General features: G+C 62.2%; 18 protein-coding genes. 5 read left to right on the forward strand and 13 right to left on the reverse strand.

What is annotated here, in order from left to right:
• Nucleotides 1-49: 49 nt before the first annotated feature.
• The 3 genes from Q4S41_RS08995 to Q4S41_RS09005 form a co-directional block, all read right to left on the reverse strand.
• Complete coding sequence (locus Q4S41_RS08995) at nucleotides 50-1,183, reverse strand: glycoside hydrolase family 88/105 protein (protein WP_305030780.1); 1,134 nt, start codon at nucleotides 1,181-1,183, stop codon at nucleotides 50-52.
• A gap of 140 nt (nucleotides 1,184-1,323) precedes the next feature.
• Nucleotides 1,324-2,547, reverse strand: coding sequence for an oligogalacturonate lyase family protein (locus Q4S41_RS09000; RefSeq protein WP_305030781.1), 1,224 nt, complete (start codon nucleotides 2,545-2,547; stop codon nucleotides 1,324-1,326).
• A gap of 32 nt (nucleotides 2,548-2,579) precedes the next feature.
• On the reverse strand, nucleotides 2,580-3,386 hold the full coding sequence (locus Q4S41_RS09005) for a polysaccharide deacetylase family protein (RefSeq protein WP_305030782.1): 807 nt from the start codon (nucleotides 3,384-3,386) through the stop codon (nucleotides 2,580-2,582).
• A 543-nt stretch (nucleotides 3,387-3,929) separates the two neighbouring features.
• On the opposite strand from Q4S41_RS09005, the gene Q4S41_RS09010 reads away from it, so the two are divergent.
• Nucleotides 3,930-6,374 (forward strand): TonB-dependent receptor domain-containing protein, encoded by a 2,445-nt coding sequence (locus Q4S41_RS09010; RefSeq protein WP_305030783.1) that lies wholly within the window; start codon nucleotides 3,930-3,932, stop codon nucleotides 6,372-6,374.
• 61 nt (nucleotides 6,375-6,435) lie between these two features.
• Here Q4S41_RS09010 and Q4S41_RS09015 read toward each other — a convergent pair whose 3' ends face one another.
• Both Q4S41_RS09015 and Q4S41_RS09020 read right to left on the reverse strand, forming a co-directional pair.
• On the reverse strand, nucleotides 6,436-7,236 hold the full coding sequence (locus tag Q4S41_RS09015; protein WP_305030784.1) for a sensor histidine kinase: 801 nt from the start codon (nucleotides 7,234-7,236) through the stop codon (nucleotides 6,436-6,438).
• Nucleotides 7,215-7,868, reverse strand: a complete 654-nt coding sequence (locus Q4S41_RS09020) for a hypothetical protein (RefSeq protein ID WP_305030785.1) — start codon at nucleotides 7,866-7,868, stop codon at nucleotides 7,215-7,217. Before Q4S41_RS09020 ends, Q4S41_RS09015 begins: the two co-directional genes overlap by 22 nt.
• Nucleotides 7,869-8,335: 467 nt before the next feature.
• Here Q4S41_RS09020 and Q4S41_RS09025 point away from each other — a divergent pair, with 467 nt between their 5' ends.
• The gene (locus Q4S41_RS09025; RefSeq protein WP_305030786.1) at nucleotides 8,336-8,695 is read left to right on the forward strand and encodes a DUF4174 domain-containing protein; all 360 of its coding nucleotides are present in this window, start codon (nucleotides 8,336-8,338) and stop codon (nucleotides 8,693-8,695) included.
• A 65-nt stretch (nucleotides 8,696-8,760) separates the two neighbouring features.
• On the opposite strand, the gene Q4S41_RS09030 is transcribed toward Q4S41_RS09025, so the two are convergent.
• The 6 genes from Q4S41_RS09030 to galK form a co-directional block, all read right to left on the reverse strand.
• Nucleotides 8,761-10,674: a DUF294 nucleotidyltransferase-like domain-containing protein gene (locus Q4S41_RS09030; RefSeq protein ID WP_369811269.1), complete on the reverse strand. Its 1,914-nt coding sequence runs from the start codon at nucleotides 10,672-10,674 to the stop codon at nucleotides 8,761-8,763.
• 155 nt (nucleotides 10,675-10,829) lie between these two features.
• Nucleotides 10,830-11,588 carry a 3'-5' exonuclease gene (locus Q4S41_RS09040; protein ID WP_305030787.1) on the reverse strand — a complete coding sequence of 253 codons (759 nt, stop codon included), beginning with the start codon at nucleotides 11,586-11,588 and terminating at the stop codon, nucleotides 10,830-10,832.
• A 57-nt stretch (nucleotides 11,589-11,645) separates the two neighbouring features.
• Nucleotides 11,646-12,671: a LacI family DNA-binding transcriptional regulator gene (locus Q4S41_RS09045; protein WP_305030788.1), complete on the reverse strand. Its 1,026-nt coding sequence runs from the start codon at nucleotides 12,669-12,671 to the stop codon at nucleotides 11,646-11,648.
• A 100-nt stretch (nucleotides 12,672-12,771) separates the two neighbouring features.
• Nucleotides 12,772-14,928, reverse strand: coding sequence for a beta-galactosidase (locus tag Q4S41_RS09050; RefSeq protein ID WP_305030789.1), 2,157 nt, complete (start codon nucleotides 14,926-14,928; stop codon nucleotides 12,772-12,774).
• Between the two features lie 171 nt (nucleotides 14,929-15,099).
• The gene (locus tag Q4S41_RS09055) at nucleotides 15,100-16,158 is read right to left on the reverse strand and encodes a UDP-glucose--hexose-1-phosphate uridylyltransferase (protein WP_305030790.1); all 1,059 of its coding nucleotides are present in this window, start codon (nucleotides 16,156-16,158) and stop codon (nucleotides 15,100-15,102) included.
• Between the two features lie 132 nt (nucleotides 16,159-16,290).
• Nucleotides 16,291-17,454, reverse strand: coding sequence for a galactokinase (gene galK, locus Q4S41_RS09060; RefSeq protein ID WP_305030791.1), 1,164 nt, complete (start codon nucleotides 17,452-17,454; stop codon nucleotides 16,291-16,293).
• Between the two features lie 212 nt (nucleotides 17,455-17,666).
• Between galK and Q4S41_RS09065 the strand changes: the two genes are divergently transcribed.
• The 3 genes from Q4S41_RS09065 to Q4S41_RS09075 all read left to right on the forward strand — a co-directional run bounded on the left by Q4S41_RS09065 (nucleotide 17,667) and on the right by Q4S41_RS09075 (nucleotide 23,338).
• Nucleotides 17,667-20,267, forward strand: coding sequence for a cellulase family glycosylhydrolase (locus Q4S41_RS09065; RefSeq protein WP_305030792.1), 2,601 nt, complete (start codon nucleotides 17,667-17,669; stop codon nucleotides 20,265-20,267).
• A 193-nt stretch (nucleotides 20,268-20,460) separates the two neighbouring features.
• Nucleotides 20,461-22,197, forward strand: coding sequence for a glycosyl hydrolase 53 family protein (locus Q4S41_RS09070; RefSeq protein WP_305030793.1), 1,737 nt, complete (start codon nucleotides 20,461-20,463; stop codon nucleotides 22,195-22,197).
• Between the two features lie 43 nt (nucleotides 22,198-22,240).
• Nucleotides 22,241-23,338 (forward strand): T9SS type A sorting domain-containing protein, encoded by a 1,098-nt coding sequence (locus Q4S41_RS09075; RefSeq protein WP_305030794.1) that lies wholly within the window; start codon nucleotides 22,241-22,243, stop codon nucleotides 23,336-23,338.
• 193 nt (nucleotides 23,339-23,531) lie between these two features.
• Here Q4S41_RS09075 and Q4S41_RS09080 read toward each other — a convergent pair whose 3' ends face one another.
• Both Q4S41_RS09080 and Q4S41_RS09085 read right to left on the reverse strand, forming a co-directional pair.
• Nucleotides 23,532-23,747 carry a heavy-metal-associated domain-containing protein gene (locus Q4S41_RS09080; RefSeq protein ID WP_305030795.1) on the reverse strand — a complete coding sequence of 72 codons (216 nt, stop codon included), beginning with the start codon at nucleotides 23,745-23,747 and terminating at the stop codon, nucleotides 23,532-23,534.
• Between the two features lie 148 nt (nucleotides 23,748-23,895).
• Complete coding sequence (locus Q4S41_RS09085) at nucleotides 23,896-24,120, reverse strand: heavy metal-binding domain-containing protein (protein WP_305030796.1); 225 nt, start codon at nucleotides 24,118-24,120, stop codon at nucleotides 23,896-23,898.
• Nucleotides 24,121-24,184 lie beyond the last annotated feature (64 nt).

The raw sequence follows: 24,184 nt of genomic DNA on the forward strand, positions 1-24,184 counted from the left end.
CTCCCTGAGGAGAGGGGGCCGGGGGGTGAGGCGCCCCGCCAGAATGACGCTATTTCAACTTATACACTTCACTCCCGGCCAGCAGGAAGCAGCCCAGGCCGTAGTCCTCGAAGTCGGGTTTGTTGGTGTAGCTCACGGGCTGGCTGTCTTTGGGCTCCTTACCGGTGCCCTGCACGTAGCCCAGAAAACCGTCTTTGTGGATGCAGTCCTTCACCATGCCCTGCCAGGCTTTGGCGATGATGGGCTCGTACTGCTTGCGGTCGAGCAGGCCGTGGTTGAGACCCCAAGCCATACCGTAGGTGAAAAGGGCCGTGCCCGTCATTTCCTTGCCGCCGAAGTGGCCGGCGTCGTGCAGGCTCACGTTCCAGAAGCCGTCGGGGCGCTGCAGGGGCGGCAGGGCCTGCATCATGTTCAGGTACATCTGCTCGTATTCGGCGCGGTGGGGGGCGTCTTTGGGCATCACGTCCAGCACGCGCACCATGGCGGCCACCACCCAGCCGTTGCCGCGGCTCCAGTAGCAGTCTTCGCCGTTGGGCTCCTTGTACGGGGGCACGAAATCCTTGTCGCGCCACCACAACTTGTCCTGCGGGTTGTAGAGGCCGTTGCCGCCCTCGCGGGTTTTTGAGTAGCTGTAAATGGCGTACATCTTCTCGTAGTACGCATTATCCTTCGTAATCACGCCCAGCTTGGCAAACACCGGCATGGCCATTTGCAGGGCGTCAATCCAGTTCCAGTCGTCCGCTTTCTCGCTGGCCACCATGTTGTCGACGGCCATTTTGATGTCGTGCAGGCGCTCGGGCTTCGGGTCAATCTGGTAGAGCTCCAGGTAGGTCTGGCCGGCGCACTGGTTGTCGGCGTTGCGGTCAGTCACGCCGTTGCGGATGCCCCACTGGTGCTTCTGGCCCCAGTCCACGGCGTAGTCGTAGTAGCGCTTCTGCTTGTCGGTTTGGTAGAGGGCCATTAGGCCTTCGTAGTACACGGCGCGCGTCCAGATGTGGCTGGGGCGGGTTTTGTTGGTCACGATTTCCTTGCCCGTGTCCGGCCACTTCGCCATGAAGTAGTTGTTGGTGAGGGTCATGCTTTTGAGCACAGCCTTTTTCTTGGGCAGCTTCTGCGCGGCGGCGGGCTGCGCGAGTAGCAGGGCGACGGACAGGCAGGCGGCGAGGGTGGTTTTTAAGGGCATTGATTTGAACGTCATATTATTTGGTCCGTCATGCTGAGCGCAGCCGAAGCATCTCTACCGCTTTATTGAGATTCGTATTGAGGTAGAGATGCTTCGGCTGCGCTCAGCATGACGTTCTATTTACTTCAGATTGGCCGCAGCTACGAAGCCTTTTTGTCGACCTCCACGGCGTACACCTGCTCGTGGCCTTCAAAGTTGGCTCGGAAAACAATCCATTTGCCATCGGGCGAGAAGTGGATGTTGGGCTCCAGCTTGTAGCCGTGGGCTTTCATGTTCACCAGCCGCTCGGTGCGGAACTTGTCGCCCTCGGGGCGGAACAGGTTAATCCACATGCCATCGGGGGCTTTGGCTACCTGGCCGGCGTCGCCGCCGTCGCCGGCGAAGAGCTTCTGGTCGGGCGAAACGTTGAAGTGGATGGACCAGTCGTTGCGCTCCATCTGGTAGGCGCGCTCCTGGCCGGTTTTCACGTCGGTGCCGCCCAGGTAGAAGGTCACGCTGCGCGGCTTCTGCATGTCGAACCAGATGGTCTTGCCATCGGAGCTGAAAAACTCGTGGCCCGCGATTTCACCATCCACCGTGCGCTTGTGCACCAGCTTCACGGCCTTGGTTTTGATGTTGATGTGCCAGATGCGGTCGACCTTGTGCCAGGGGCCTTCGTGGCAAAACATCAGTAAATCGGGGTCAGTCGGCGAAAACTGCACGTGGTTCAGCCAGGCATTGTCCGTGAACAGCTTATCAACCTTGCCCTTGCCATCGGTGCTCACGGTGAAGAGCGTGCGCGGCAGCTTGGCGTCGTAGATGCGGTTGAAGTAGTCGCTCTTGGCCGGGTACTGGCGGTAAATCTCCTTTTCCGCATCCGAGCCCAACGCGCCGCCCAACTGGGTTTCGTCGGCGTTCAGCGAAGTAATATCGGCCTTGAAATCAGCCGGAAACACAAACACGCGCCGGGTCTTTTTGCTGTCCACGCTGGTGGCGTACACGGTGTCCTGCACCTGGTAGAACACCTCGCGGCGCTTACGCCCCACAATCTCGCCCTTCACCTGCTTGAAATAGCGCGTCAGCGGCTCTGTCTGGCGGGTTTTCAGGTTGACGAGGCGCAGTTGCTTGCCCCGGTCATCGGTGTGGTAAATCACCATCAAATCCTCGTTGCCCTTGCCTTTCACAAACGGGTTGTTGTGGAAGTAGAAGCTGGCGTTGTCGCCGTCTTGTTGGGTGAGGCGCACCACTTTGTGGCCAGTATCGGCGTCAATCCACTCGGCGGCGGGCATGGGTTTCTGCGAACCCGTGACGAGTTTGGTTTGGGCGTGGCTGCCGAAGCTCAGCAGCAGGCCGCCCGCGAGAGGCAGGTAGCGGTTGGTTTTCATGGGGTGGGATTTGGGAGGATGGAGGACAGCGGTTATTTCAGGTTTTCGTAGTGCGGCGGCAGGGTGCGCAAGGCTTCGGGCACGTTCACGTAGCGGGCCAGGTCGCGCAGGGCGATGACTTTGTAGCGGTGGGCGCGCAGGTAGCCCAGGTACTGCTCAAACAGCGCGGGCGGGGTCGTCACCCAATCGTGGGCCACGTCGGGCACGCCGTGCACGGTCAGAATCACAATGCGGCCGTCGTGCGCCTGCCGGACGGCGTCGAATACTTTGGCCGTATCGGTGCCCGCGATGCTGAAGCTAGGCAGCAGCATGGGGTGGTCGGTGGCAGGGTCGTAGGCCCGGCCGCCGCCGGCGCGGGCAAACAGGTAGCCGCGCTCGGGCAGCAGCGCCGCGGCGGTGGGGTGGGTGTCGTAGCCGGGGTAGGCGAAGGTGGTGGGCCGGGGAATGCCCCAAGTGCGGCAGCGCGCCTCGATGGAATCCAGCTCGGCGCCCAGTTGCGGGCGGCTCAGCTTGTTGACGTGTTGGTGCGTGAGCGTGTGGCTGGCCACCTCAAACCCCAGCCGGTGCAGGCCCTGAATCTGAGCCCAGGTCATGTATTTGGTTTTGTCGGCGAACGGCGGCTCGCGGAATTCGCACACGAAAAACGTGCCGCCGAAACCGTATTTCTTCAGCAGTGGGGCCACGTAGGTGGCGTGGCTCACGGCCGCGTCGTCGAAGGTGAGGACGACGAGCTTGTCCGGTATGGCGCGCCGCAGCACCTGCCCCGCCGCGCGCCCGGCCGCGCCCGGCCCCAGCAGGACCAGCCACAAAACCAGACGAAACTTAACCGAAACTGCCACGGGGCGCGGTGGGAATGGATGAAAGCGCCCGCAAGAACTCGTCGGTGTCAGCCCGAACCTTCCTGTACTCTTCGGTGAGGGCCGCGCAGGCAGTTCCAACCGCTGCATGCCGTGCCAAAAAGCAGGGGGCTTCGCAACCCTTGCGCGGCAGTGGCGACTTTCAATTCAATTGGGCAAAGCGATGAATGGCCATATCAGTCAGGCAACCGCGCTGCCGAGTCTCAGCAAGATTCCAGGGCTTATTCGCCTCCGAACAATTGTCCAAATCCGGACAGCATAAGCGCAGAGAAGCTCAGCAAAACAATTCGCATAAATCATTGAATTACAACAAATAATTCTATTGGTACACTCCTTAGACTACCCTACTTCACACACCTTTTTTTCTGCACAAAAATGGACACATCTTTTTCAGCACTGCCGATATCAAGTCCGCAGAATACTGCGCCCAGCTTTCACCACAGCGGGATACCCGGCTTCAACGCATGCCCCCGCACTTACCGCCGATTATTCGGCTGGCATCACCTCGCCACCTTGTTGCTCCTGATGCTGGCGCACCGTGGGCAGGCGCAACAGCGCGGCATCCTGAGCGGCCAGGTGCAAACGGCAGCAGGCGCGCCCATCGAATTTGCCACCGTGACGCTGCACCGCACCACCGATTCGGTGGTGGTGAAATCGGAGTTCAGCGACGAAAAGGGCGTGTTTCGCTTTGAGCAGGCTGTTGCCGGCAAATACCTGGTTTCGGCGGCGCAGGTGGGATTTGTGCGCGGCTGGGTGCCGGTGACGCTGGCGGCTGGCGAAACGCTGACGCTGCCTCCACTGATGCTGCAAACCAGCACCGCCACGGCCCTGAAAGAAGTAACCGTAGTGGCCAAAAAGCCTACCTACGAGCGTCTGGCCGACCGCACCGTGGTCAACGTGGAGGGCTCGACGCTGGCCGCCGGCAACACGTCGCTGGACGTGCTGGCCCGCTCGCCGGGCGTGACCGTGGACGCCAACGACAACCTGGCCCTGCGCGGCCGCCAGGGCCTGTTGGTGCTCATCGACGGCAAGCGCCAGCCGATGACCGGCACCGAGCTGGCCGACTACCTGCGCGCCCTGCCCGCCGACCAGCTCAAGAGCATTGAGCTCATCACCAACCCGCCGGCCAAATACGACGCCCAGGGCAGCGCCGGCGTCATCGCCATCAACCTCAAAAAAGACCAGCGCCTGGGCACCAACGGCACCGCGAATGCCAGCTTCGGCCAGGGCCGCTACGGCAAGTTTGCCACCGGCCTCAGCCTGAACCACCGCACCAAAAAGGCCAATACCTTCGGCTCCTACAACTACGCCAACCGCGGAAATTATGGCGCACTGACCATCCATCGGGACTTTTTTACGACGGCAGGCGGCAGCCAAAACTTCATCGGCAGCACCGACCAAGAGAATTACGGACACGGCATTACGGAGTCGCACAGCTACAAACTGGGGCTTGATTACAACCTCACCGAGCGCACCGTGGTGGGCGCCACCGTGAACGGCCTGCAGGCCCGCAACACCCAAAACGGCACCAACTACACCGAGCCGCGCGACGCGCAGGGCCAGCTCTTGCGCCCCTACAACTCGACCAACGACCGGGTGGCCACCTTCCCGAATTACGCCGCCAACCTCAACCTGAAACACACCTTCGAGGACAGCCTGGGCAGCCGTGAGCTGACCGCCGATGCCGACTACGCCCACTACAGCAGTAGCCGGCAGCAGTATTTCAATACCTACTTTGACCGGGGCACCGAGCTGTTTGACCGCCTGAACGGCGACGTGACCGGCGACCTCAGCATCCAATCCATCAAGGCCGACTACGCCCGGCCGCTGAGCAAAACCACGCGCATGGAGCTGGGCGGCAAATCCAGTCTGGTGCATTCCGACAACGACGTGCTGTTTCTGGTGCCGTTTCAGAACCCCGCTACCCAGGCCCGCGACCTCAACACCCTGGTGCGCGACCCCAACCGCTCGAACCGTTTCCGCTACGACGAGAACATCAACGCCGCTTATGTCAACTTCACCCGCACCCTACCGAAGTGGACGCTGCAAGCCGGCCTGCGTGGCGAGCAAACCAAGGCCGAAGGACGGCAGGACGTTATTCAGGAAGGCGTGGAGCCGGGCTTCAGCCGCAACTACTGGCAGTTGTTTCCGAGCGCGGCGCTCAAGCACACCTTCAGCGAAAACCAGGAAACCGCCCTGTCGCTCAGCCGCCGCATCGACCGGCCCAGCTACAGCCAGCTCAACCCGTTCCGGGCCTACATCGACGCCACCACCTACGGCGCCGGCAACCCCAACCTGCTGCCCCAAACCAGCTACAACGTGGAGCTGACGCACACTTTTCACAAGAAATACAGCGCCGGCCTGAGCTACAGCCACACCACCAACCCCATTGTGGGCACGGTGCAGCCCGAAAACGCCACCAGCCGCACGGTGGTAAGCACCTCCCAAAACCTCGACCAACTGCACTACGCGGCCCTCACGCTCACGGCGCCCGTCGAAATTGCAAAGTGGTGGAGCGTGTACAACAACGCCGTGGCCTACTACAGCCGCTACGTGGGCACGCTGGCCGGCACCACCCTTGGCGCGCGCAACGCCCGGCCGGCCTTCACGCTGAGCAGCAACAGCACCTTCAGCTTCGGCAAGGGCTGGAGCGCCGAGCTGAACGGCAACTACCAGTCGCGCGAGCTGTCGTCGTTTTTCAATTCGAGCCCGCTGGGCCAGGTGTCGCTGGGCATCCAGAAAAGCCTGTTCGACCGCAAGGCCTACCTCAAGCTCAACGCCACCGACATCTTCTACACCGGCGCCCTGCACGCCGTTTCGACCTACGACAACTACGTGGAGCGCTTCTACCAGCGCGGCGATTTCCGGGTGGTGACGCTGGCCTTTTCCTACCGTTTCGGCAACGACAAGCTGGCGCCCGCGCGCCGGCGCAGCGGCGGGGCCGAGGACGAGAAGCGCCGCGCGGGCTAAGCGGCCGGGCGGGCAACTGCTCGTTTTCGTCGCGAGTAAAGCGCGCCGGGAGCCCAGCCGGTCAGGCCGCCGGGTTGTCCAAGTCGATGCGCGTTTGGGTGCCCTGGCTGGGCGATGAGTGCTGCACCAGGCGCGCGTTGAGCATCTCCACCCGCACGGCAATGCTGCTCAGGCCCACACCGGTGCCAGCGGCCTGGGGGCCGTTGGGCTGGAAGCCGCGCCCGTCGTCCTCCACGGCCAGCGTGAGCACGGCCTCGTGCTGCCACAGCCGCACCCCGAGGCGCGTAGCGCCGTGGGCATGCTTCAGGCTGTTGTAAACCAGCTCCTGGCAAATGCGGTAGAGGGCCAGTTCCTGCGCCAAGGGCAGCGGCAGCGGGTAGTGGGCCTCAAACGCTACTTCCAGCGTTTCGGTCTGGCGGCTCAGGTCGGCCAGGTAGCGCAGGGCGTGCACCAGGCCCACGCGGGCCAGCATGGCCGGGTAGAGGCTGTGCGACACCGTGCGCACTTCCTCCACGGCCGAGCCCAGCACCTCGCGGGCCAGGCCCAGCAGAGCGGGCGCGTCGGGGTCGTGCGGGTCGGGCGTGAGGCGGTCGACGAGCATTTTGGCCATGGCGATGGACGAGGCCACATCGTCGTGCAGGTCGCGGCCGATGCGCTCACGCTCGGCCTCCTGGGCGGCAATGATGGCGGCCAGCAGGGCGTTCTGGTGCGCGGCTTCGGTGCCGCGCTCGTGCAGTTGCTGCCGAAACAACCGCCGCTGGTACGTGACCACAAACCACACAAAGGCCCCGGCCAATAGCAATATCAGTCCAATGCCCCCCAGCAGCAGCGGAATAAAGGTTACTTCTGCGGGCGCATCCATAGGGCTCGGAAGTAGCAGAGGTACAGCACGGTGATGAGCAGCGCATGCAAGGCCCACACCCACTGGTTCAATGCCAGGGAGTAGTGTTCCAGCATATAGTTGCCAAACAGGGCTATCAGTAGCTTGCCCAAGGAAAATTGCAGCAGGCCCGTCGACACCCAGAACATGGGGTCCCGGTCCAGACGCGGCACCTGCAGCTCGTTCAGCAGCTTGCGAAAATACAGCCCCGCCAACAGAAGTAGCAACAGGCTTTCGAGCACGAGCACTCCGGTGCTGAACCGGGCCCGCGGCACCACGAGGCTGCTCAGGCCGGCATACAGCACAAAAGCGCCCACCCACCACGGCCGCCACCGCGCAAAGCGGGCCGAGCCCAACGCCCAGGCATACACCAGCGACAATAGCCACAGCTCCCCGGCCGAGTCGAACGGAATAAGCCACAGGTTGGAAACGTGGCCGTGCATGAAAATGGATGCCGTTTCCATCAGCAAGCCAAACCAGGCCAGTCCCACCAGATAGCGCAGCCCTCGAGGCAGCTCCGCAAAGCGCAGCAGGCCCAGCAAACCAGTCAGCAGCAGCACTACCCGCGAGAGGTCGCCCATCGAAACCAACCAGGAACTGGCAGTAAATGTCATAGGATGGTGCACGGGCGAGGTAGTGGATAGCACAACAACCGGGAGGCCCCATCCGGTTTGACCGCGCCAACATCAAAACTAATCCTCCCCGCCTCACCTTGGCGCTTTCCAACTATTATTCCGATAATTCCAAGACGTATCAACTTCTTCTATTTATCATAAAATCAAATAGATAACGCCATAAATGTTAAGCAGCAGGCTTGCTGATTGCAGCGCTTACATTAATCAAATCAATTATTCTTATCATCAACCAGCCGACAGCGCATCGATGATTGCGCAAAATCTTTCGGATAGCCTGCGTGTTACGGTCACCGACCGATGCTGGCGGCCTTTTGCCGGCTTCCCATCCCCCTTTCACTCTTGCGTCTATTGCCGGTTGTATGAAACGCTTCGCCTTTCTGCTGCTATCAGCCACGGTCGCCTTGCTCGTTCTGCGTGCCCCGCTCCGCGCTCAAATACCCAAGCCCTTGAGCCTGGAAAAGACCCTGCGCGAAAACCAGTGGAAAAAGCGCGTGCTGTTGATTGCCGCTCCCAACGCTGCGCACGCCGATTTCCAGTACCAAAAGGCGCTTTTAGCAACTGAGGAAGCGGGACTGGCGGCGCGCGACTTTCTGGTGCTGCCGGTGCTCTACGACCAGCTTTCGGCGGCTGACAAACAGTTTCTCCGGCGGGAAATCGGGCTCACCCCGCCTGCTTTCGCCGCCGTGCTCATCGGCAAGGACGGCGGGGTGAAGGAGAAAAGCAGCCGGCCAATAAAGCCCGCCGCCTTGTTCGGCATTGTGGACAGGATGCCCATGCGCCGCGAGGAAATGCGGCGAGCGAAGTAACCGTAGAAATAGCTGTCATTGCTTCGCTGCGCTCGCAATGACAGCTATTTCTACGCGACAGTCGCCTACCCCAACGACTTCGTGAAGCCCACCTTAATCTTGAGCTGAAAATCGGCGATGACCTTGAAGATTTCCTTCAGGGTCACCTGCTCCACTTTGGTCAGGCTTTTGGGGTCGAGGTAATTATCGGGCGCCACGTTGTCGCTGATGATTTGGGCAGCCTGCTTTTTCAGGCGCACGCCCATCAGGTAATAATAGGACTGCAGCAGTTCCTGGGCTTCTCGCTCGGTGAAGACGCCGGCGGCGCGCAGGGCCTCCAGCCGCTCACCGGTGTTGGTGGCGAAAATGCGGTGCTTGAGGGCGTACATGCGCACCAGGTCCACGATGGGCGACATGGTGCGCTTGAGGTTGAATACCTGCTGGTCGCCGTGGGCGAAGGTGCGGATGTTGCGGAAAAACGTGAGCGGCGGCTCGTATTGCAGCGCGTTCACGGCCATGTAGTGGAAAAACCGCTCGCGCGGCTTCTGCAGCTCGGCATCGAGGAAGGTGTGCAGCTCGTCCATGATTTCGGCGTCGCCATAAATGTAGCGGCAGTCGAAGGAGGCGGCGAACTGCATGCCGGCTTCGGGGTTGGCTTCGGTCATCCACTCCACGTAGTTGCGCTTCCAGTGCGAGAGCGAGTGCGTCCACTTCGGATTTTTGGCCATGAAGCCGCCCTCGCAGTAGCTGAAGCCAATTTCGTTGAGCTGGTCGCTCACCATTTCGGCAAATTTCAGGAAGTAGGCCCGCACCAGTTCACGTTGCTCGTTCGCCTTGTCTTCGTAAATAATGGCGTTGTCCTGGTCCGTGAGCAGGGTTTGCTCCTTGCGGCCCTCACTGCCCAGCACCATGTACACGAACCGGGCGGGCGGCGGCCCCAGCTCGGCAATGGCGCCCTCAATGAGCTTGAGGGCAATGGTATCGGACACGGTGGTGATAACCTGGTTCACGATTTCGGGCTTCACGCCGCGGTTCAGGAGCTGGTACACCATTTCCGGGACTTGCTCCCAGCGGCGCTTCAGCTCGGGCACGGCCTGGGCCTGCTTCACGCTCTGAATGAAGATGAACGGCGACTGGGCCTGGTCGTCGGTCAGCAGCTTGTTGCGGCTCAGGAAGCCCACGTATTCGCCGTCGGTTTCGACCAACAAATAGCGCGTCTTGGTCCGGAACATCAGCAGAATGGCCTCGTGTACAAACGCCCGCGAGCTGATGCTGACCACCGGCGCGTCCAGAATGGTTTCGACGGGCAAATGAGCATCGGCCAGGCCGGCCACCACCTTGTCGCGCAACGTGATGTCCGTCACGTAGCCGATGATTTGGCCGTCCACGTCGGCATCGGTGATGAAGTAGCAGCTGGTGCGGGCCTCGGCCATGCGGCGCGCCACTTCGTGAATGGGCGTGTAGGCGGCGCACAGCACCATGGGGCGCAATTCCAGCGTCTCGATGCGGCGCGAAAACAGCTGGTCCGACGCCAGGTAGCTCTGGCCGGCGCTGGTGAGAGGCCGCACAAAGTGGGCGTACTCCTCGTTGAGCATGCGCTGGCCGTAGCGCGCAGTGAAGAAGTGAAAGAAGCCTTCGTAGCCCTGACACAAGGCCAGAAACTCGCGCCGGTGCAGGAAGTACACGCGGGTATTTTTCTTGGCCACCACCGTGCGGAGCGACTTTTTCCGGTTCAGCAGCAGCGACACGCCGCCGTAGCAGTCGCCCGGCCGGCTGTATTCAACCACGCGCCGGTTCTGCTGGCTGTCGTAGAAAAACGTTTCGTATTCGCCCTCCACCAGAATGTCGAGCCCGCGCAGCTTCGTCTCGTCCTGAAAGTAAATGACGCCCTCGCGGGGGTGCTGCACCTCCTGCAGGCTCGCCGCCACTTCGGCCAGCACGTCCTCGGGCAGCAAGTCGAAGGGCTTGACGGTGCGGAGGAAATCGAGTTTATCGGGCATATCAGGGGTAGCGTTAGAATTTATAGAACGTCATGCAGAGCGCAGCGAAGCATCTGTACCGCTTCGTTGAATAATACTGATTACTAGCGCGGTAAAGATGCTGCGCTGCGCTCTGCATGACGTTTTCTCTTAAGTTTAGTACAGTTCCTACCATCCTACGAAATCAACCAGAAGGCCAGCACCAGCAGCGCCAGCGTCGCCAGTAGCAGCCACGGCGCCACGCCAATGCGCAGCCGCTTGCGCCGCAAGGGCTGCACCGGGCGCTCCGGCGGCACGGTCACGGGCGTTTGCTTGGCAATGGTTTCGTCGGTGATGAGGCCCTGGCGGCGCATTTCGAAGTAGCAGCGGGCGGTGGCGCGCACGTCCACCAGGGCGTCGTGGGCGTGGAGCAGCGGCTCGTGAAACAGGCGCTCGTACAGCTCACCCAGGCGCAGGAAACCCTGCGTGGGGTGGCGCACCAGCGGCCCGGTGGCCCGCATGGTGCAGAAGGTGGGCAGGTCGGCCAGCACGTTTTTCAGGCCGGCGCGGTGGAAGCCCACCCCCACCATGTGGAAATCGAGCTGCATGAAATGGGCCACCACCAGCGGCCGGTAGTGCTGCAGGTCGCGGTGCAGGCGCTGCATCACGGCGTGGCGGGGCCGGCCGTTGGCGCGCAGGAAGTCCACCGTCAGGCCGTGCACGCGGCCCGACTCGGGGCTCATGTCGTAGTCGCTGGGCTGGATGTAGTGGTTTTCGGCCTTGATTTCGCGGCCGTCGGGCGTGCAGATTATCCAGGCCAGCTGCACGATGTGCGGCCAGCTTTTGCGGCTGGCGTAGGGCTTCGTCCAGTCGCGCGGGATGCCCGAGGTTTCGGTATCGACGAACAGCAGGTAGTCCGAGAGGTGAGCCGTGCGAGGTGAGATGGGAGAATGCATGGCGTCTTCTACCTCTCTATTCCCATGTCGCATGTCTCCCTACTCATGTCCCGTGTCTCAGTTCTGCGCCGACGACGCCCGGGTGAGCAATTCCGGCCGGAGCACGATTTTGCGGGGTGTGCGCGTCTGGGTGTCATTCTGAATCATTTCCAGCAGCAGGCGGATGGCCGCGCCGCCCATTTCCTCGCAGCGCTGGTCGATGGTGGTGAGCTTGGGCTCGGTGAGCGAGGAGAAAGTTTCGTTGCCGAAGCCGACCAAGGCCACGTCTTGCGGCACGCGTAGGCCCTTTTCCTTAAGGGCATCGAGCGCCCCCACGGCCGTGAAGTCGCCCGACGAGAAGACGGCATCGGGCGGCTGCGGCAGCGCCAGCAGCTGGCGGATGCCGGCCGCGCCGTCTTCCAACGACATGTCGTGGCAGAGCACTACCAACTCTTCTTCCAGCGGTATGCCGGCTTCCTCCAGGGCCTGGCGGTAGCCGGCGTAGCGGTCCTTGAAGATGTTGAGGTGCTGCGGGCCGCCGAAGTGGGCAATGCGGCGGCGGCCCTGGGCCAGCAGGTGGCGGGTGGCCTCATAGCCGCCGCGCTGGTCGTCCACCACCACGGCGCTCACCTCGCTGCCATCCAGAATACGGTCGAAAAAAACCAGCGGCAGGTTGCGTTGCCTGGCCTTCTCGAAGTGCTGAAAATCGTGGGTATTGCGCGCCAACGACACCAGAATGCCATCGACTTGTGCGTTCATCAGCGTTTCCACGTTTTTGGCTTCGTGGGCGTGGTCTTCGTTGCTCTGGCAGAGCATCACGTTGAAGCCGGCCTGGTTGGCCACGGCTTCCGCGCCCTTCATTACGAGGGCAAAAAAGTGGCCGTCGATGTTTGGCAGAATGACCCCCAGCGTGTTGCTGCGGCCTTTGCGCAGGGCAGCGGCCAGGTGGTTGGGCTGGTAGTCGAGCTGCTCGGCCAGCTGCCACACCCGCTGCCGGGTGGCCTCGCTGATGCGCGAATGCCCGCTCAACGCCCGCGACACGGTCGAAACGGCGAGTTTCAGCTCCTTGGCAATGTCTGAAATGGAGGCGCGTTTGGGCGTCAAGGGGATGGGAAAATGGATGAAAAGGAAGGCCGGGAAGGAAAACGCAAAAGTAGTTCTTTCCTCCGGCCTATCCGCACGCAATAATCATTAATTCTGTTGCTTACTCCTGCCACACGGCCACGCCGCCCGGTTCCAGCTCGCGGGTGCCCACCAGCAGCTTGGCGCCAGCGGGCGCCGGCACGGTTTGCCGGCTGGAAGTGAAGTTAGTAGCCACCCAAAACCCGTCGCGCCAGTTCACCATGAATTGGTCGGGCAAGTTCTCTACGGCTACGTTGGCGGCGGCGTACACCTGCCGCAGCACGTCGCGCTCCAGGTCGCCGCTCAGCGACTCGGCGCCCACATAGGTCACCGTGCCCTTGCCCAGCTTGCGCGTGACCACGGCCGCCGCGCCGGCGTAGAACTGGTCGGCGTAGGTGGCCAGGGTGCTGGTGCCGGCATTGGGCACCAGTTGCTCGCCCCAGCTGCCCCAGTCGTATTTCTTGCCAGCGGCGGCCACCTGCCCCTTCACCTGGCCGGGCAGCATGTCGAAGGGCCGGTCGCCGAATTTCGCGCCGATGAGGTCGAGGATGGGCATGGCCCAGGGGCCTTCCCAGAGCATGCCGCGCCGGTCTTTCTGGCCGGTGCGGGCGCTGAGAATGAGGTGGCCGCCGTTCTGCACGTAGGAGGTCCAGCGGTCTACCAACGTCTTGTCGAGCAATTGGTAAGCTGGCGCTACCAAGAAAGGGTACTTGCTGAAATCCTGGTCTTCGGTGATGACGTCGACCGGGCAGTTCAGGGTTTTCAGGCCGCGGTAGTAGCGCAGCAGGTGGCCCATGCTGTTCCAGCGGGTGGTGGAGGTCTGGTTATCGAGGTCGAAGCGGTTGTCGACGTTGTAGAGCAGGGCGGTGCGGCGGGCAGCGTGGCGAGCGGGCATCTGGGCGTTGGGCTTCCGCAGCTGGCGCAGCTGGTTCACCTCGCGCATGGCCTGGGCGTATTCGAGGCCGCCGGGCAGGGGCGTCACCCCATCGGGCCCCACGAAGCCGTAGTGGTACAGCTCGCTGCCCGCGCGCGGCTGCCGGTAGCGGTACGAGCAAATCAGGTTCGCGCCCGAGCCGAAAGCGTGCATCAGCCACATGTGCACGGCACCGGGCTGCGGCTGCGGGTTCACGTCGCCCCAGTTCACCTGGCCGGGCTGCAGCTCCATCACGCCGGAGTAGCCGTTCAGGCTGCGCGTGAAATCGTGCATGAAGCCCAGCATGGCCCCGTTGCCCAGCCGGAAACCCAGCGGCCCATTCTCCGGAAATACCTCTCCGTGTACGGGGTACACCGTCCAGGTAGTGATGTCCACATCCTTGCGGGTGAGGGCGGGGTTGATGTCGCGGTGGGTGGCCATGTGGTTGGTAGTCACCCACTGGCGTCGGCTGTGTTGGCGCAGCGTGGCCGCCTGCTCGCGGATGTAGTCGGCGGCCTCGTCGGCAAACCAGCGCTCGAAATCCAGCAGCGCATGGGGGTTGGGCGTGGCCACCAGCTCGTCCTGATTGGGGATGCGGACCTGCTCGAAATTCTGGTAGAGCTGCGACCAGAACACGTTGCCCCAGTCGCGGTTCAGGTTGTCGATGGTGCCGTACTTCTGCTTTAGCCAGGCCTGAAATTTGGCTTTGCTGAAGTCGTCGTAGGAAAACTGCCGGCCGTAGTGGCTCAGCTCGTTGTCAATCTGCCAGCCCACCACGGCCGGGTTCTGCCCGAAACGCTGGGCCAGCTGGGTGTTGATTTTGGCCACGTACTGCCGGAACAGCGGCGAGCTCCAGTTGCCTTGCTCGCGAGTGCCGTGGGCCTGGCGGCGGCCCTGGGCGCTCACCATCATGGTTTCGGGGTGGTTTTCGGCCAGCCACACGGGCGGCGCGGCGCTGGGCGTGCACAGCACCACTTTCAGGCCCGCCTGGCTGGCAAGGGTCACGGCGCGCTCCAACCAGTCTAGGCTGTATTTTCCTTCCTGCGGCTCATACAGGCCCCAGGCAAACTCGCCCATGTGCACAAATTCCAGACCCAACTTGCGCATGTTGGCGAAGTCGCGCGCCCACTGGCTTTCCGGCCACGCCTCGGGGTAGTAATACACGCCGATGGTCATCATGTCGGCCGCCGGGAAGTAGTCCGTTGCCGCTTTTGTAGCTGTGGCAGCTTTCGTGGCTTTAGGGGCTTTTTGAGCTGAAGCGGCGGGGGCATTCAGCAGGACGAGGCCGGTTAGTAGGCTGCCGAGCAGGCGGTATTTGTGGGGCATGGGTGGCTTACAGACTTATTGTTAAAATGCAGAACGTCATGCTGAGCGCAGCCGAAGCATCTCGCGTGTGGTAGTAATTCTTTTCTTGCGATTGGATTACTTCAGCACGCGAGATGCTTCGGCTGCGCTCAGCATGACGTTCTGAAAAATGATGTTTCCGAAGATAACCGCCTACTCCGCCGGCACGCCCTTATAATGTACTTCCGACTGCTCGCGCAGGCGCCCGGCGCTGAATTCCGGCGTCACGTCGCGCTGCGGGTCGCCCAGCATTTCATAGCCCACCATGAACTTGCGCACCGTGGCCGAGCGCAGCAGCGGCGGGTAGAAATGCATGTGCAGGTGCCACTCGGGGTGCTCTTGGCCATCGGTCGGGCGCTGGTGCAGGCCGGCCGAGTACGGGAAGCTGATGTTGAACAGGTTGTCGTAGCGGATGGTGAGGCGGCGTACGGCGTCGGCCAGCGCGGTGCGCTCATCGTCCGTGAGCTGGGTGATGTCCTGCACGGCGCGGCGCGAGATAATGATGGTTTCGAAAGGCCATACTGCCCAAAAGGGCACCAGCACCACGAAATGTTCGTTTTCGAGCACCACCCGTTCCTTTTTCTCTAGCTCAATTTTCAGGTAGTCGGCCAGCAGCGTGCGGCCGTGCTCCTGGAAGTAGGCCAGCTGCTGCGTGGTTTCCTTGGCCGGCTCGCCGGGCACGGTGCGCTGGGCCCAAATCTGGCCGTGCGGGTGCGGGTTCGAGCAGCCCATCATCGGGCCCTTGTTCTCGAAAATCTGCACGTAGTTGATGTCCGGCCGCGCGCCGAGCATGGCGAATTCCTCCACCCACAAATCGACCACCTTGCGGATGGCGGGCACCGTCATTTGCGGCAAGGTGAGGTCGTGGCGCGGCGAGAAGCAGATGACGCGGCACACGCCCGACTCGGCCTCGGCGCGCAGCAGGCCGCCTTCGTTCAGGCCGCCGGTAGGCACGTCGGGCGTGAGGGCGCCGAAGTCGTTGTTGAAGACGTAGGTCGACTCGTACTTGGGGTTCTGCTCGCCGCCCACGCGGCTGTTGCCGGGGCAGAGGTAGCAGGTGGGGTCGTAGGCGGGGCGGTGCTCCTGCTCGGGCTCTTCCTGTTGGCCCTGCCAGGGGCGCTTGGAACGGTGCGGCGAGACAAGGACCCATTCGCCGGCTAGGGCGTTGAAGCGGCGGTGCGGGTGTTCGGTGGAATCGAAGGAAGCGGACATGGAAGAATGGTTTAGTTAGAACGTCATGCAGAGCGCAGCGAAGCATCTCGCGTGCTGCCACTAACTCCTGACGTCCAAAATATTGATTTGCTATTGCACGCAAGATGCTTCGCTGCGCTCTGCATGACGCTATTACGCCACCGTCCCTACTCCGGCCACAATCGTGGTCTGGTACGTCTCCAGCTTCAGCCCAAATTTCTCCTCGTACACCTTGCTCACGCTGGCGATGAATTCGTCCACCTTATCCGGGGCCACCAGGTTGATGGTGCAGCCGCCGAAACCGCCGCCCATCATGCGGGCGCCGAATACGCCGGGGGCTTTCTGGGCGGCTTCGACCAACACGTCGAGCTCGGCGCAGCTCACTTCGTAGTCGTCGCGCAAGCCGGCGTGGCTGCCGTACATCTCTTTGCCGAAGCCGGCCAAATCGCCCGCGATAAGGCACTGGCAGGCGGCTTCCACGCGGGCGTTTTCCTGCACCACGTAGGCGCAGCGGCGATATACGGTACCGCCGATTTCGCCTTTCACGGCTTCGAGCTGTTCCAGGGTGGCGTCGCGCAGGCTGCCGATGCCTTCGTAGTGCTGCTGGAGTACCGATACGCCGCGCTCGCACTCCTGGCGGCGGGTGTTGTATTCAGAACTGGCCAGGCTGTGCTTCACGCCCGAGTTGCAGAGCACGATGCGGGCCGCCTGGGTGTCGAAGGGGAAATACTCGTAGTCGAGCGAGCGGCAGTCGAGGCGCACCACGTGGCCGTCGCGCCCGAAGAGGCTGGCAAACTGGTCCATGATGCCGCACTGCACGCCGGCATAGGTGTGCTCGGCAAACTGGGCAATGCGAGCCAACTCCATCTTCTCAAAACCGGCCTTCAGCAACTCATTGAGCGCGAAGGCCAGGCCGCACTCAATGGCGGCCGACGACGACATGCCCGCACCCAGCGGCACGGTGCCGGCAAACACGCAGTCGAATCCCGGCACATCAATGCCGCGCAGCTGGAACTGGGCCGCCACGCCCAGCAGGTAATTGGCCCAGTGCGTGGCGCTGGGCGCGATTTCGGCGGCGTTGGCCAGCTCCAGGGTTTCGTTCAGGTCGTGGGCCACCAGCCGGATTTGCGTGCCCTTGTTCAGACCCACGGCAAACACCGCCTCTTTGTCAACGGCCGCGGGTAGCACAAAACCGCCGTTGTAGTCGGTGTGCTCGCCGATGAGGTTCACGCGGCCGGGGGCCCGCACCAGCAGCGGCGCGTAGCCGAAACGTTGTTGAAAATCGGCCCCGAGGGCTTGGGCGAGGGTTGCGGACATGGAGAGGTGGGGAGAAAGAATAAAGGAAGAAAACTCGGGCCAACGCAATGGGTTGCGGGCAGCTAAGCTCGGCCACAGGCCAGCCAGGTTGCGTTGGAGGCCGAAAAGTACTGTCTAACTTTTAAAGGCAGGCAATCGATTGTCTGGGCTGCGGGGGCTGAATGGCGTAATTTTGGGGTGTTTCTTCGGCTTTCTCCCTATCCCGCCCACCTATGTGCAAGCGCCCCACGCTTCTGTTGCTGCTAAGCTGCTGCTTTCACCTTTTTGCCTGCGCAGAGGCGCTGGCTCAGAAGCCCGCGAAAGCGCCCGGCGGCGACGTATACGTCGATAAAAAAGGCGTGCTGCGCTGGCAGAAAGGTGGCCAGGAAGTAGCCCTGTTCGGGGTGAACTACACCGCGCCCTTTGCCTACTCCTACCGCGCTCTGCAGAAGCTGGGCGTGAACCACGAAGAGGCCATTCGGCAGGACGTGTACCACCTGGCCCGGCTGGGGGTCGATGCCTTTCGGGTGCATGTGTGGGACGTGGAAATTACCGACACGGTGGGCAATTTGCAGGAGAACGAGCACCTGCGGCTGCTCGATTTTCTGGTGAACGAGCTCAAGCAGCGGGGCATCAAAATCATTCTCACGCCCATCGCCTACTGGAACAACGGCTACCCGGAAAAGGACACCGGCACGGGCTTTTCCAGCATCTTTTCGAAGGGCGAGGCCTACACCAACCCGCGCGCCATTGCGGCCCAGGAGCGCTACCTCACGCAGTTCCTCAACCACCGCAATGCCTACACCAAGGCCCTCAACCGCGAAGACCCCGACATTCTGGCCTTCGAGGTGTGCAACGAGCCGCGCTACCACAAGCCCGAGAGCGAAGTGACCAGCTTTGCCAACCGCATGGCCGCCGCCATCTGGGCCACGGGCTGCCGCAAGCCGGTGTTCTACAACGTGTCGGAAAACCCCGACGTGTACGAGGCCATCCTTAATGCCAAGGTCGACGGCCTCACTTTCCAGTGGTACCCGCAGGGGCTGGTGGCCAACCACGCGCTGCGCGGCAACTTTCTGCCTTACGTCGACCAATACCCTATCCCCTACCGTACCGACTCGCGCTTCACGAGCAAGGCCAAAATGGTGTACGAGTTCGAGTCGGCCGACATTATTCAGCCCATCATGTACCCGTTCATGGCCCGCAGCTTCCGCGAAGCCGGTTTTCAGTGGGCCACTCAGTTTGCCTACGACCCGCTGGCCATTGCCTACGCCAACACCGAGTACCAGACGCACTACCTCAACCTGGCCTACACGCCGGCCAAAGCCATCAGCCTGCTCATTGCCGGCAAGGTTTTCCGCAGCGTGAAGCGCGGCCAGCAGTTCCCGCGCTACCCCCAGGATTCCGTGTTCAGCGATTTCCGCGTGAGCTACCGCCAGCAGCTGAGCGAGATGAACACGCCCGAGGAATTTTACTACACCGCCAATACCGCCTCGGCCCCCAAACAGCCGGCCAAACTGCAGCACTTGGCCGGCGTGGGCTCCTCCAAAGTGGTGAGCTACGGTGGCACCGGGGCCTACTTCCTCGACAAGCTGGCGCCCGGCGTGTGGCGCCTTGAGGTGATGCCCGACGCCGTGCCCATCCGCGACCCGTTCGAAAAAGCTTCGCTCAGCAAGCCCGTGACGCAGATTTTCTGGAATACGCAGCCGCTGACGCTTTCGCTGCCCGACTTGGGCCTTGGTTTCACGCTGAAGGCGCTGGACGAAAGCAACTCCTACGAATCGCACGCTACCGATGGGCGCGCTACTGTACGGCCCGGTGTGTATCTGGTGGCCGCAGCCGGCAAGTCGACGGCCGCTTTCACGCCCCGCACGGCTTTCAACCACGGGGAGCTGCGCGAATTTGCTGCGCCCAAAGGCTTTGTTTTTCTGGAAGGCGCCCAGCAGCAGGTGCGCCACACGCCGCCGGTGCAGGCCACGGCCGGGCAGCCCTTGCGCCTGAGCGCCACCCTTAGCGGCGTTGCTCCGGGCGACAGCGTGTTTCTGGTGGCCCAGCACTACTACGGCCGCACCCGCACATTGCCCACCACCAGCCCGGCCTACGCCACCTACGAAGCCACCGTGCCCGCCGACCTACTTTATCCCGGCCAGCTCCGCTACTGGCTGGTGCTGAAACACAGCGCGCAGGTGCTCACCTTTCCCGGCGGTTTCAGCGGCCAGCCGCGCGACTGGGATTATACCCACCAGGAGCATTTTGAGGTGCCCATTGTGGCGGCCGGCACGCCGCTGCCGCTGTTCCGAGCCAGCCGCGACCAAGAGCATATCGAGGCGCGTAGCGTTATTAACAACTCCTGGACGGACTACGTGACCACGCCCGCCGGCACCCTGGCCCTGCGGCTGGTACAGGGGCCGCCGCGCCCCGGCCAGACGGCCCAAACCGGCCCGGCCGCTAGCCTACGGGCATATTTTGGCGACCGGCTGGCGGGCCGTGCGGCCGATGTGGCTGGTTTTAAGGAAGTGGTGGTGCGGGCCCGCAGCAGCCAGCCCGGTGCCCAGGCAAAGGTGACTTTGACTACCCGCGATGCGGTGACGTACTCGGCCCAACTGCCGCTGGGCGCGGAGCTGCAGGATGTGCGCCTGCCGCTCAGCGCATTCCAGCCCGATGCGCTGCTGCTAATGCCCCGCCCCTACCCGGGCTTCAACGCCCTGCAATACCAGCCAGCCAACGCGCCCGCATTCAAGCTGGCTGAAGCCGAAGTGTTGCAAGTAATTTGGGAAGCTGCCGCGGCTACGGACAAGCCGTTGAGCGTCGACATCGAATCGGTGTCGCTACAGTAGTTTTTTTACTGGAAACTGCATAACTTTTTGACTCAGCATCGTATTGATGCACTGAGGCACCTCATAGCGGGCTGGTTTTTAAGAAATCGATTGTGTTGGGTTGTTCAATCGTTTGCATACAAATCCAAGCAGTCCCAAACTCTTACCCGAAATTTTAGTTAATGACTTGTCAGTCATTAACATTTCAATTGACATGAGAAAAACGATACTCTTCCTCACCCTGAGTTTACTGCTTGGCTTGGCGAACCGCGCGAGTGCCCAAACCACTCCCGCCTTTGCCAAAGGCGCCGACATCAGCTGGGTGACGCAGATGGAGCAGGCCAATTACCGCTTCTACAACGAAGCCGGGGTGCAGCAGGACCTGTTCCGGCTGCTGCGCGACCATGACATGAACGCCATTCGCCTGCGCGTATGGGTGAACCCTGCGGGCGGCTGGAACGGCAAAAACGACGTGATAGCCAAGGCCATCCGGGCCCGTAACCTGGGCTACCGCCTCCTGATTGACTTTCATTACAGCGACACCTGGGCCGACCCGGCGCACCAGGCCAAGCCCGCCGCCTGGGCCAACTACACCTTTCCGCAGCTGCTCACGGCGGTGTACGACCACACCTACGATGTGCTGGACTCGCTGAAAGACAACAACATCGTGCCGGAGTGGGTGCAGGTAGGCAACGAAACCAACGACGGCATGCTCTGGCCCGACGGCCGCCGCTCCGTCAACCCCCAGAATTTTGCCGCCATCATTGACCGGGGCTACGCGGCCGTGAAGGCCGTGAACCCGACTTCCAAGGTTATCGTGCACATCGCCAACGGCTACAACAACAGCTACTTCCGCAACGTGTTCGACCAACTGGCCGTGAACGGCGCGCGCTACGACGTCATCGGCATGTCGCACTACCCTACGGAGGTGAACTGGCCCACGCTCAACGCCCAGATTCAGGCCAACATGAACGACATGGTGGTGCGCTACCCCGGCAAGGAAGTGATGGTGGTGGAAACCGGCATGCCCGCCACCGCCGCCATTCCCAGCCAGCAAATGCTGCTCGACCTGCTGGCCAAAACGCGGGCCGTATCCGGTAGCAAAGGCCTGGGTGTGATGTACTGGGAGCCGCAGGCCTACAACTGGATGGGCTACGGCCTGGGCTTGTGGAATAACAATGGCCAGCCCACCGTGGCGCTCAGCTCGTTTTTAAACACCCCGCCCGCCCCGGGCCTGGTTTACAACCCCGGCTTCGAATACACCGCCGCCACCCAGACGCCGCTGGGCTGGACCACCGTGTCGAGTGCCGATGCCGACGCCGACCTCACCCAGAACTACGGCCGCGCCAGCCTCTACCAGCTAGGCCACCAGAAAGCCACCGCCTACCAGGTGCGCACCTACCAGCTGCTCAGCAACGTGCCCAACGGCACCTACACGCTGCGCGCCTGGGCCCAGAGCACCGGCGGCCAAACCACCTGCCAGCTCTACGCCAACGGCTTTGGGGGCACCGAGCTGGCCACCACGCTGCCCACTGCCAGCAACTGGGTGCAGGTGCAGGTGCCGGGCATTGTGGTGACGAACGGGCAGTGCGAAATCGGCCTGCGCTCCAATGCGGGTGCTAACCAGTCGGCCAGTCTCGATGATGTAGAATTTGTGGCTACCACCACCACGGCCACGGCGGCGGCCACCTCCCAGTTGGCCGCGCAGGTATTCCCCAACCCCACGGCCGGCCTGCGCACGCTGGCCTTCAGCCTGCCCCGCGCCGAAACGGTGCAGGTGGCGCTCTACAGCCTTACCGGGCAGCTGGTGCGGGTGGTAGCCGGGCCGCAGCGCCTGGCCCAGGGGCCGCAACTGGTGCGCTGGGAAGCCCCAGGGCTGGCATCGGGCACTTACTTCTTAAAAATCACCCACGGCGACCTGACCGAGGTCGTGAAGGTGGTTCAACTCTAGTCAGCTCATTCTCAAACCATTTTTTCACTTATTCAAAATTCCCATGAAACGTTTCTTTACCCTTGCTGCGATGGGCGCCCTCACGGCGGCTTCGCTCACGGCCTCGGCCCAGTTCACGCTTGACGGGCAGGCCACTACGGCCGAAATTGGCACCGGCGCTGGCAAATACCAACTGGCGGCATCCTACACCGGCAACCACCTCGACACCGACCGCGGCCTGAAAGCCCTGTATGTAGGCTACACGGCCACCACGCTGAATATTCTGGTGGCGGGTTCGGCCGAAGCGGCTACCTCGGGCAACTACCGGGCCCTCATGGTCTACATCAATACACCGAACCGCTCGGGGGCGCCGGCAGGCGTGCAGCTCGGCGGCGCCGACAACCAATCGCCTCTGAAGCACCGCCCTACCCTGGACATGCAGACGGACTATGGCTTTCGCGTTTCGGTTGGCCCCGGCGCTACCGACGTATATTTCAGCAACGTTTCGTACGTGACGGGCACCGGCGCGCCTACCGCTGGTACGGATACCTACGTGGGCTCGGGCAATAAAAACGGCACGGCGGTTACCTCCACGGCGACCGTTTTGCCGGGCACTCGGTTCGCGTACCTGAACACGGCCAACCTCAGCGCCAATACCGGCAACGCAGGGCTGGAAATTGAGATTCCGCTCTCGGCCATTGGCGGCACACTGCTCACGGCGGGCAGCAACCTCGATTTGTTTGCCGCCTACACCGACGGCGACGGCGGCTTTTTCACGGACGTGATTCCGCAAATTGCCAACCGCACCACCACGCTGGGCATCGACCCCAATTTCACCACCATTGCCGGCAACCAGTACCTGACCTTTGTGCTGGGCTCGGGCACGCTGGCCACCCGTTCGGCCGTGGCCAAAGGCCTCGATTTCCAGGTATACCCCAACCCCGCCACGGCTACCTCCACAGTGGTCTACACCGTGCCCGCCGGACGTCAGCCGGTATCGCTGGCCGTGTACAACGCTCTGGGCCAGCGCGTGCGCTCCCTGGCCGGCGCCGAGCAGAGCGGCCCGCAGCAATTTGCCCTGGGCAGCCTGCCCGCCGGCGCCTACCTCGTGAAGTTGCAAGTAGGCGAGCAACTCACCAGCCAGAAAGTAGTGGTGCAATAAGGCTGATTGCAACGCGTAAAAAAGGCGGCCCCGGTAGCGGGGCCGCCTTTTTTGTGTAGATAGGAACGTCATGCTGAGCGTAGCCGAAGCATCTCTACCGTGGAAGTAAATTCAATCGAATGAATTGCGTTGCGCGGTAGAGATGCTTCGGCTACGCTCAGCATGACGTTCTTTCTAGCATCAGCCAATAGTTTTACGAAGCCAGCGCCTGAATCTCAAACCCAGCTTCTTCCACCGCTTTCACGATTTCGGCCGGGGCAACCTGGGTGTTTTTTACGGTCAGGATTTTGTCGGGGTTGGCGGTGTCGACTTCCCAGTTGTTGGCGCCCACCTGCTGGTTGAGCGAGGGCGTGACGGCTTTGATGCAGCCGCCGCAGTTGATAGTGGTTTTGAAGCGAAGCGTGGACATGGCGAAGTGAAATTAGAAGCAGCCCGCACCTGTGCGGCCGCTCCGGTATAACCAAAGGCAGGGCAACAAAATTACCGGCCGATGAGTCCCGGAACTTATAAAATTGCCGCTAAAACCTGCAAAATCCCGCTTTGGCTTCAGGTGCCGCTTACGACTTTTTCACCAGCTCCATCTCGCAGGTGGGGCACTTGCCGGGCTTGTTGCTCTGGCTGCCGGCGCAGCCCATGGGGCATTCGTAGCGGGCCTGTGCCGTGGGCGCGGCCGCGGCAGGAGCCGCCTCGGCGGCCGGCTTTTGCTGCTGACAGCTGCTGAGCAACAACAAGCTGGCGGCAATGCCTGAAACGAAGGTGGAGCGGAGGGACGAGAACATCATTCGAAAGAACAAAAAGCGTAGGGCGATGAAGCCGCTAAACCACAAATTTAGCGCATAACGTTCC

This window comes from Hymenobacter convexus, from assembly GCF_030580955.1.
GTDB lineage: Bacteria > Bacteroidota > Bacteroidia > Cytophagales > Hymenobacteraceae > Hymenobacter.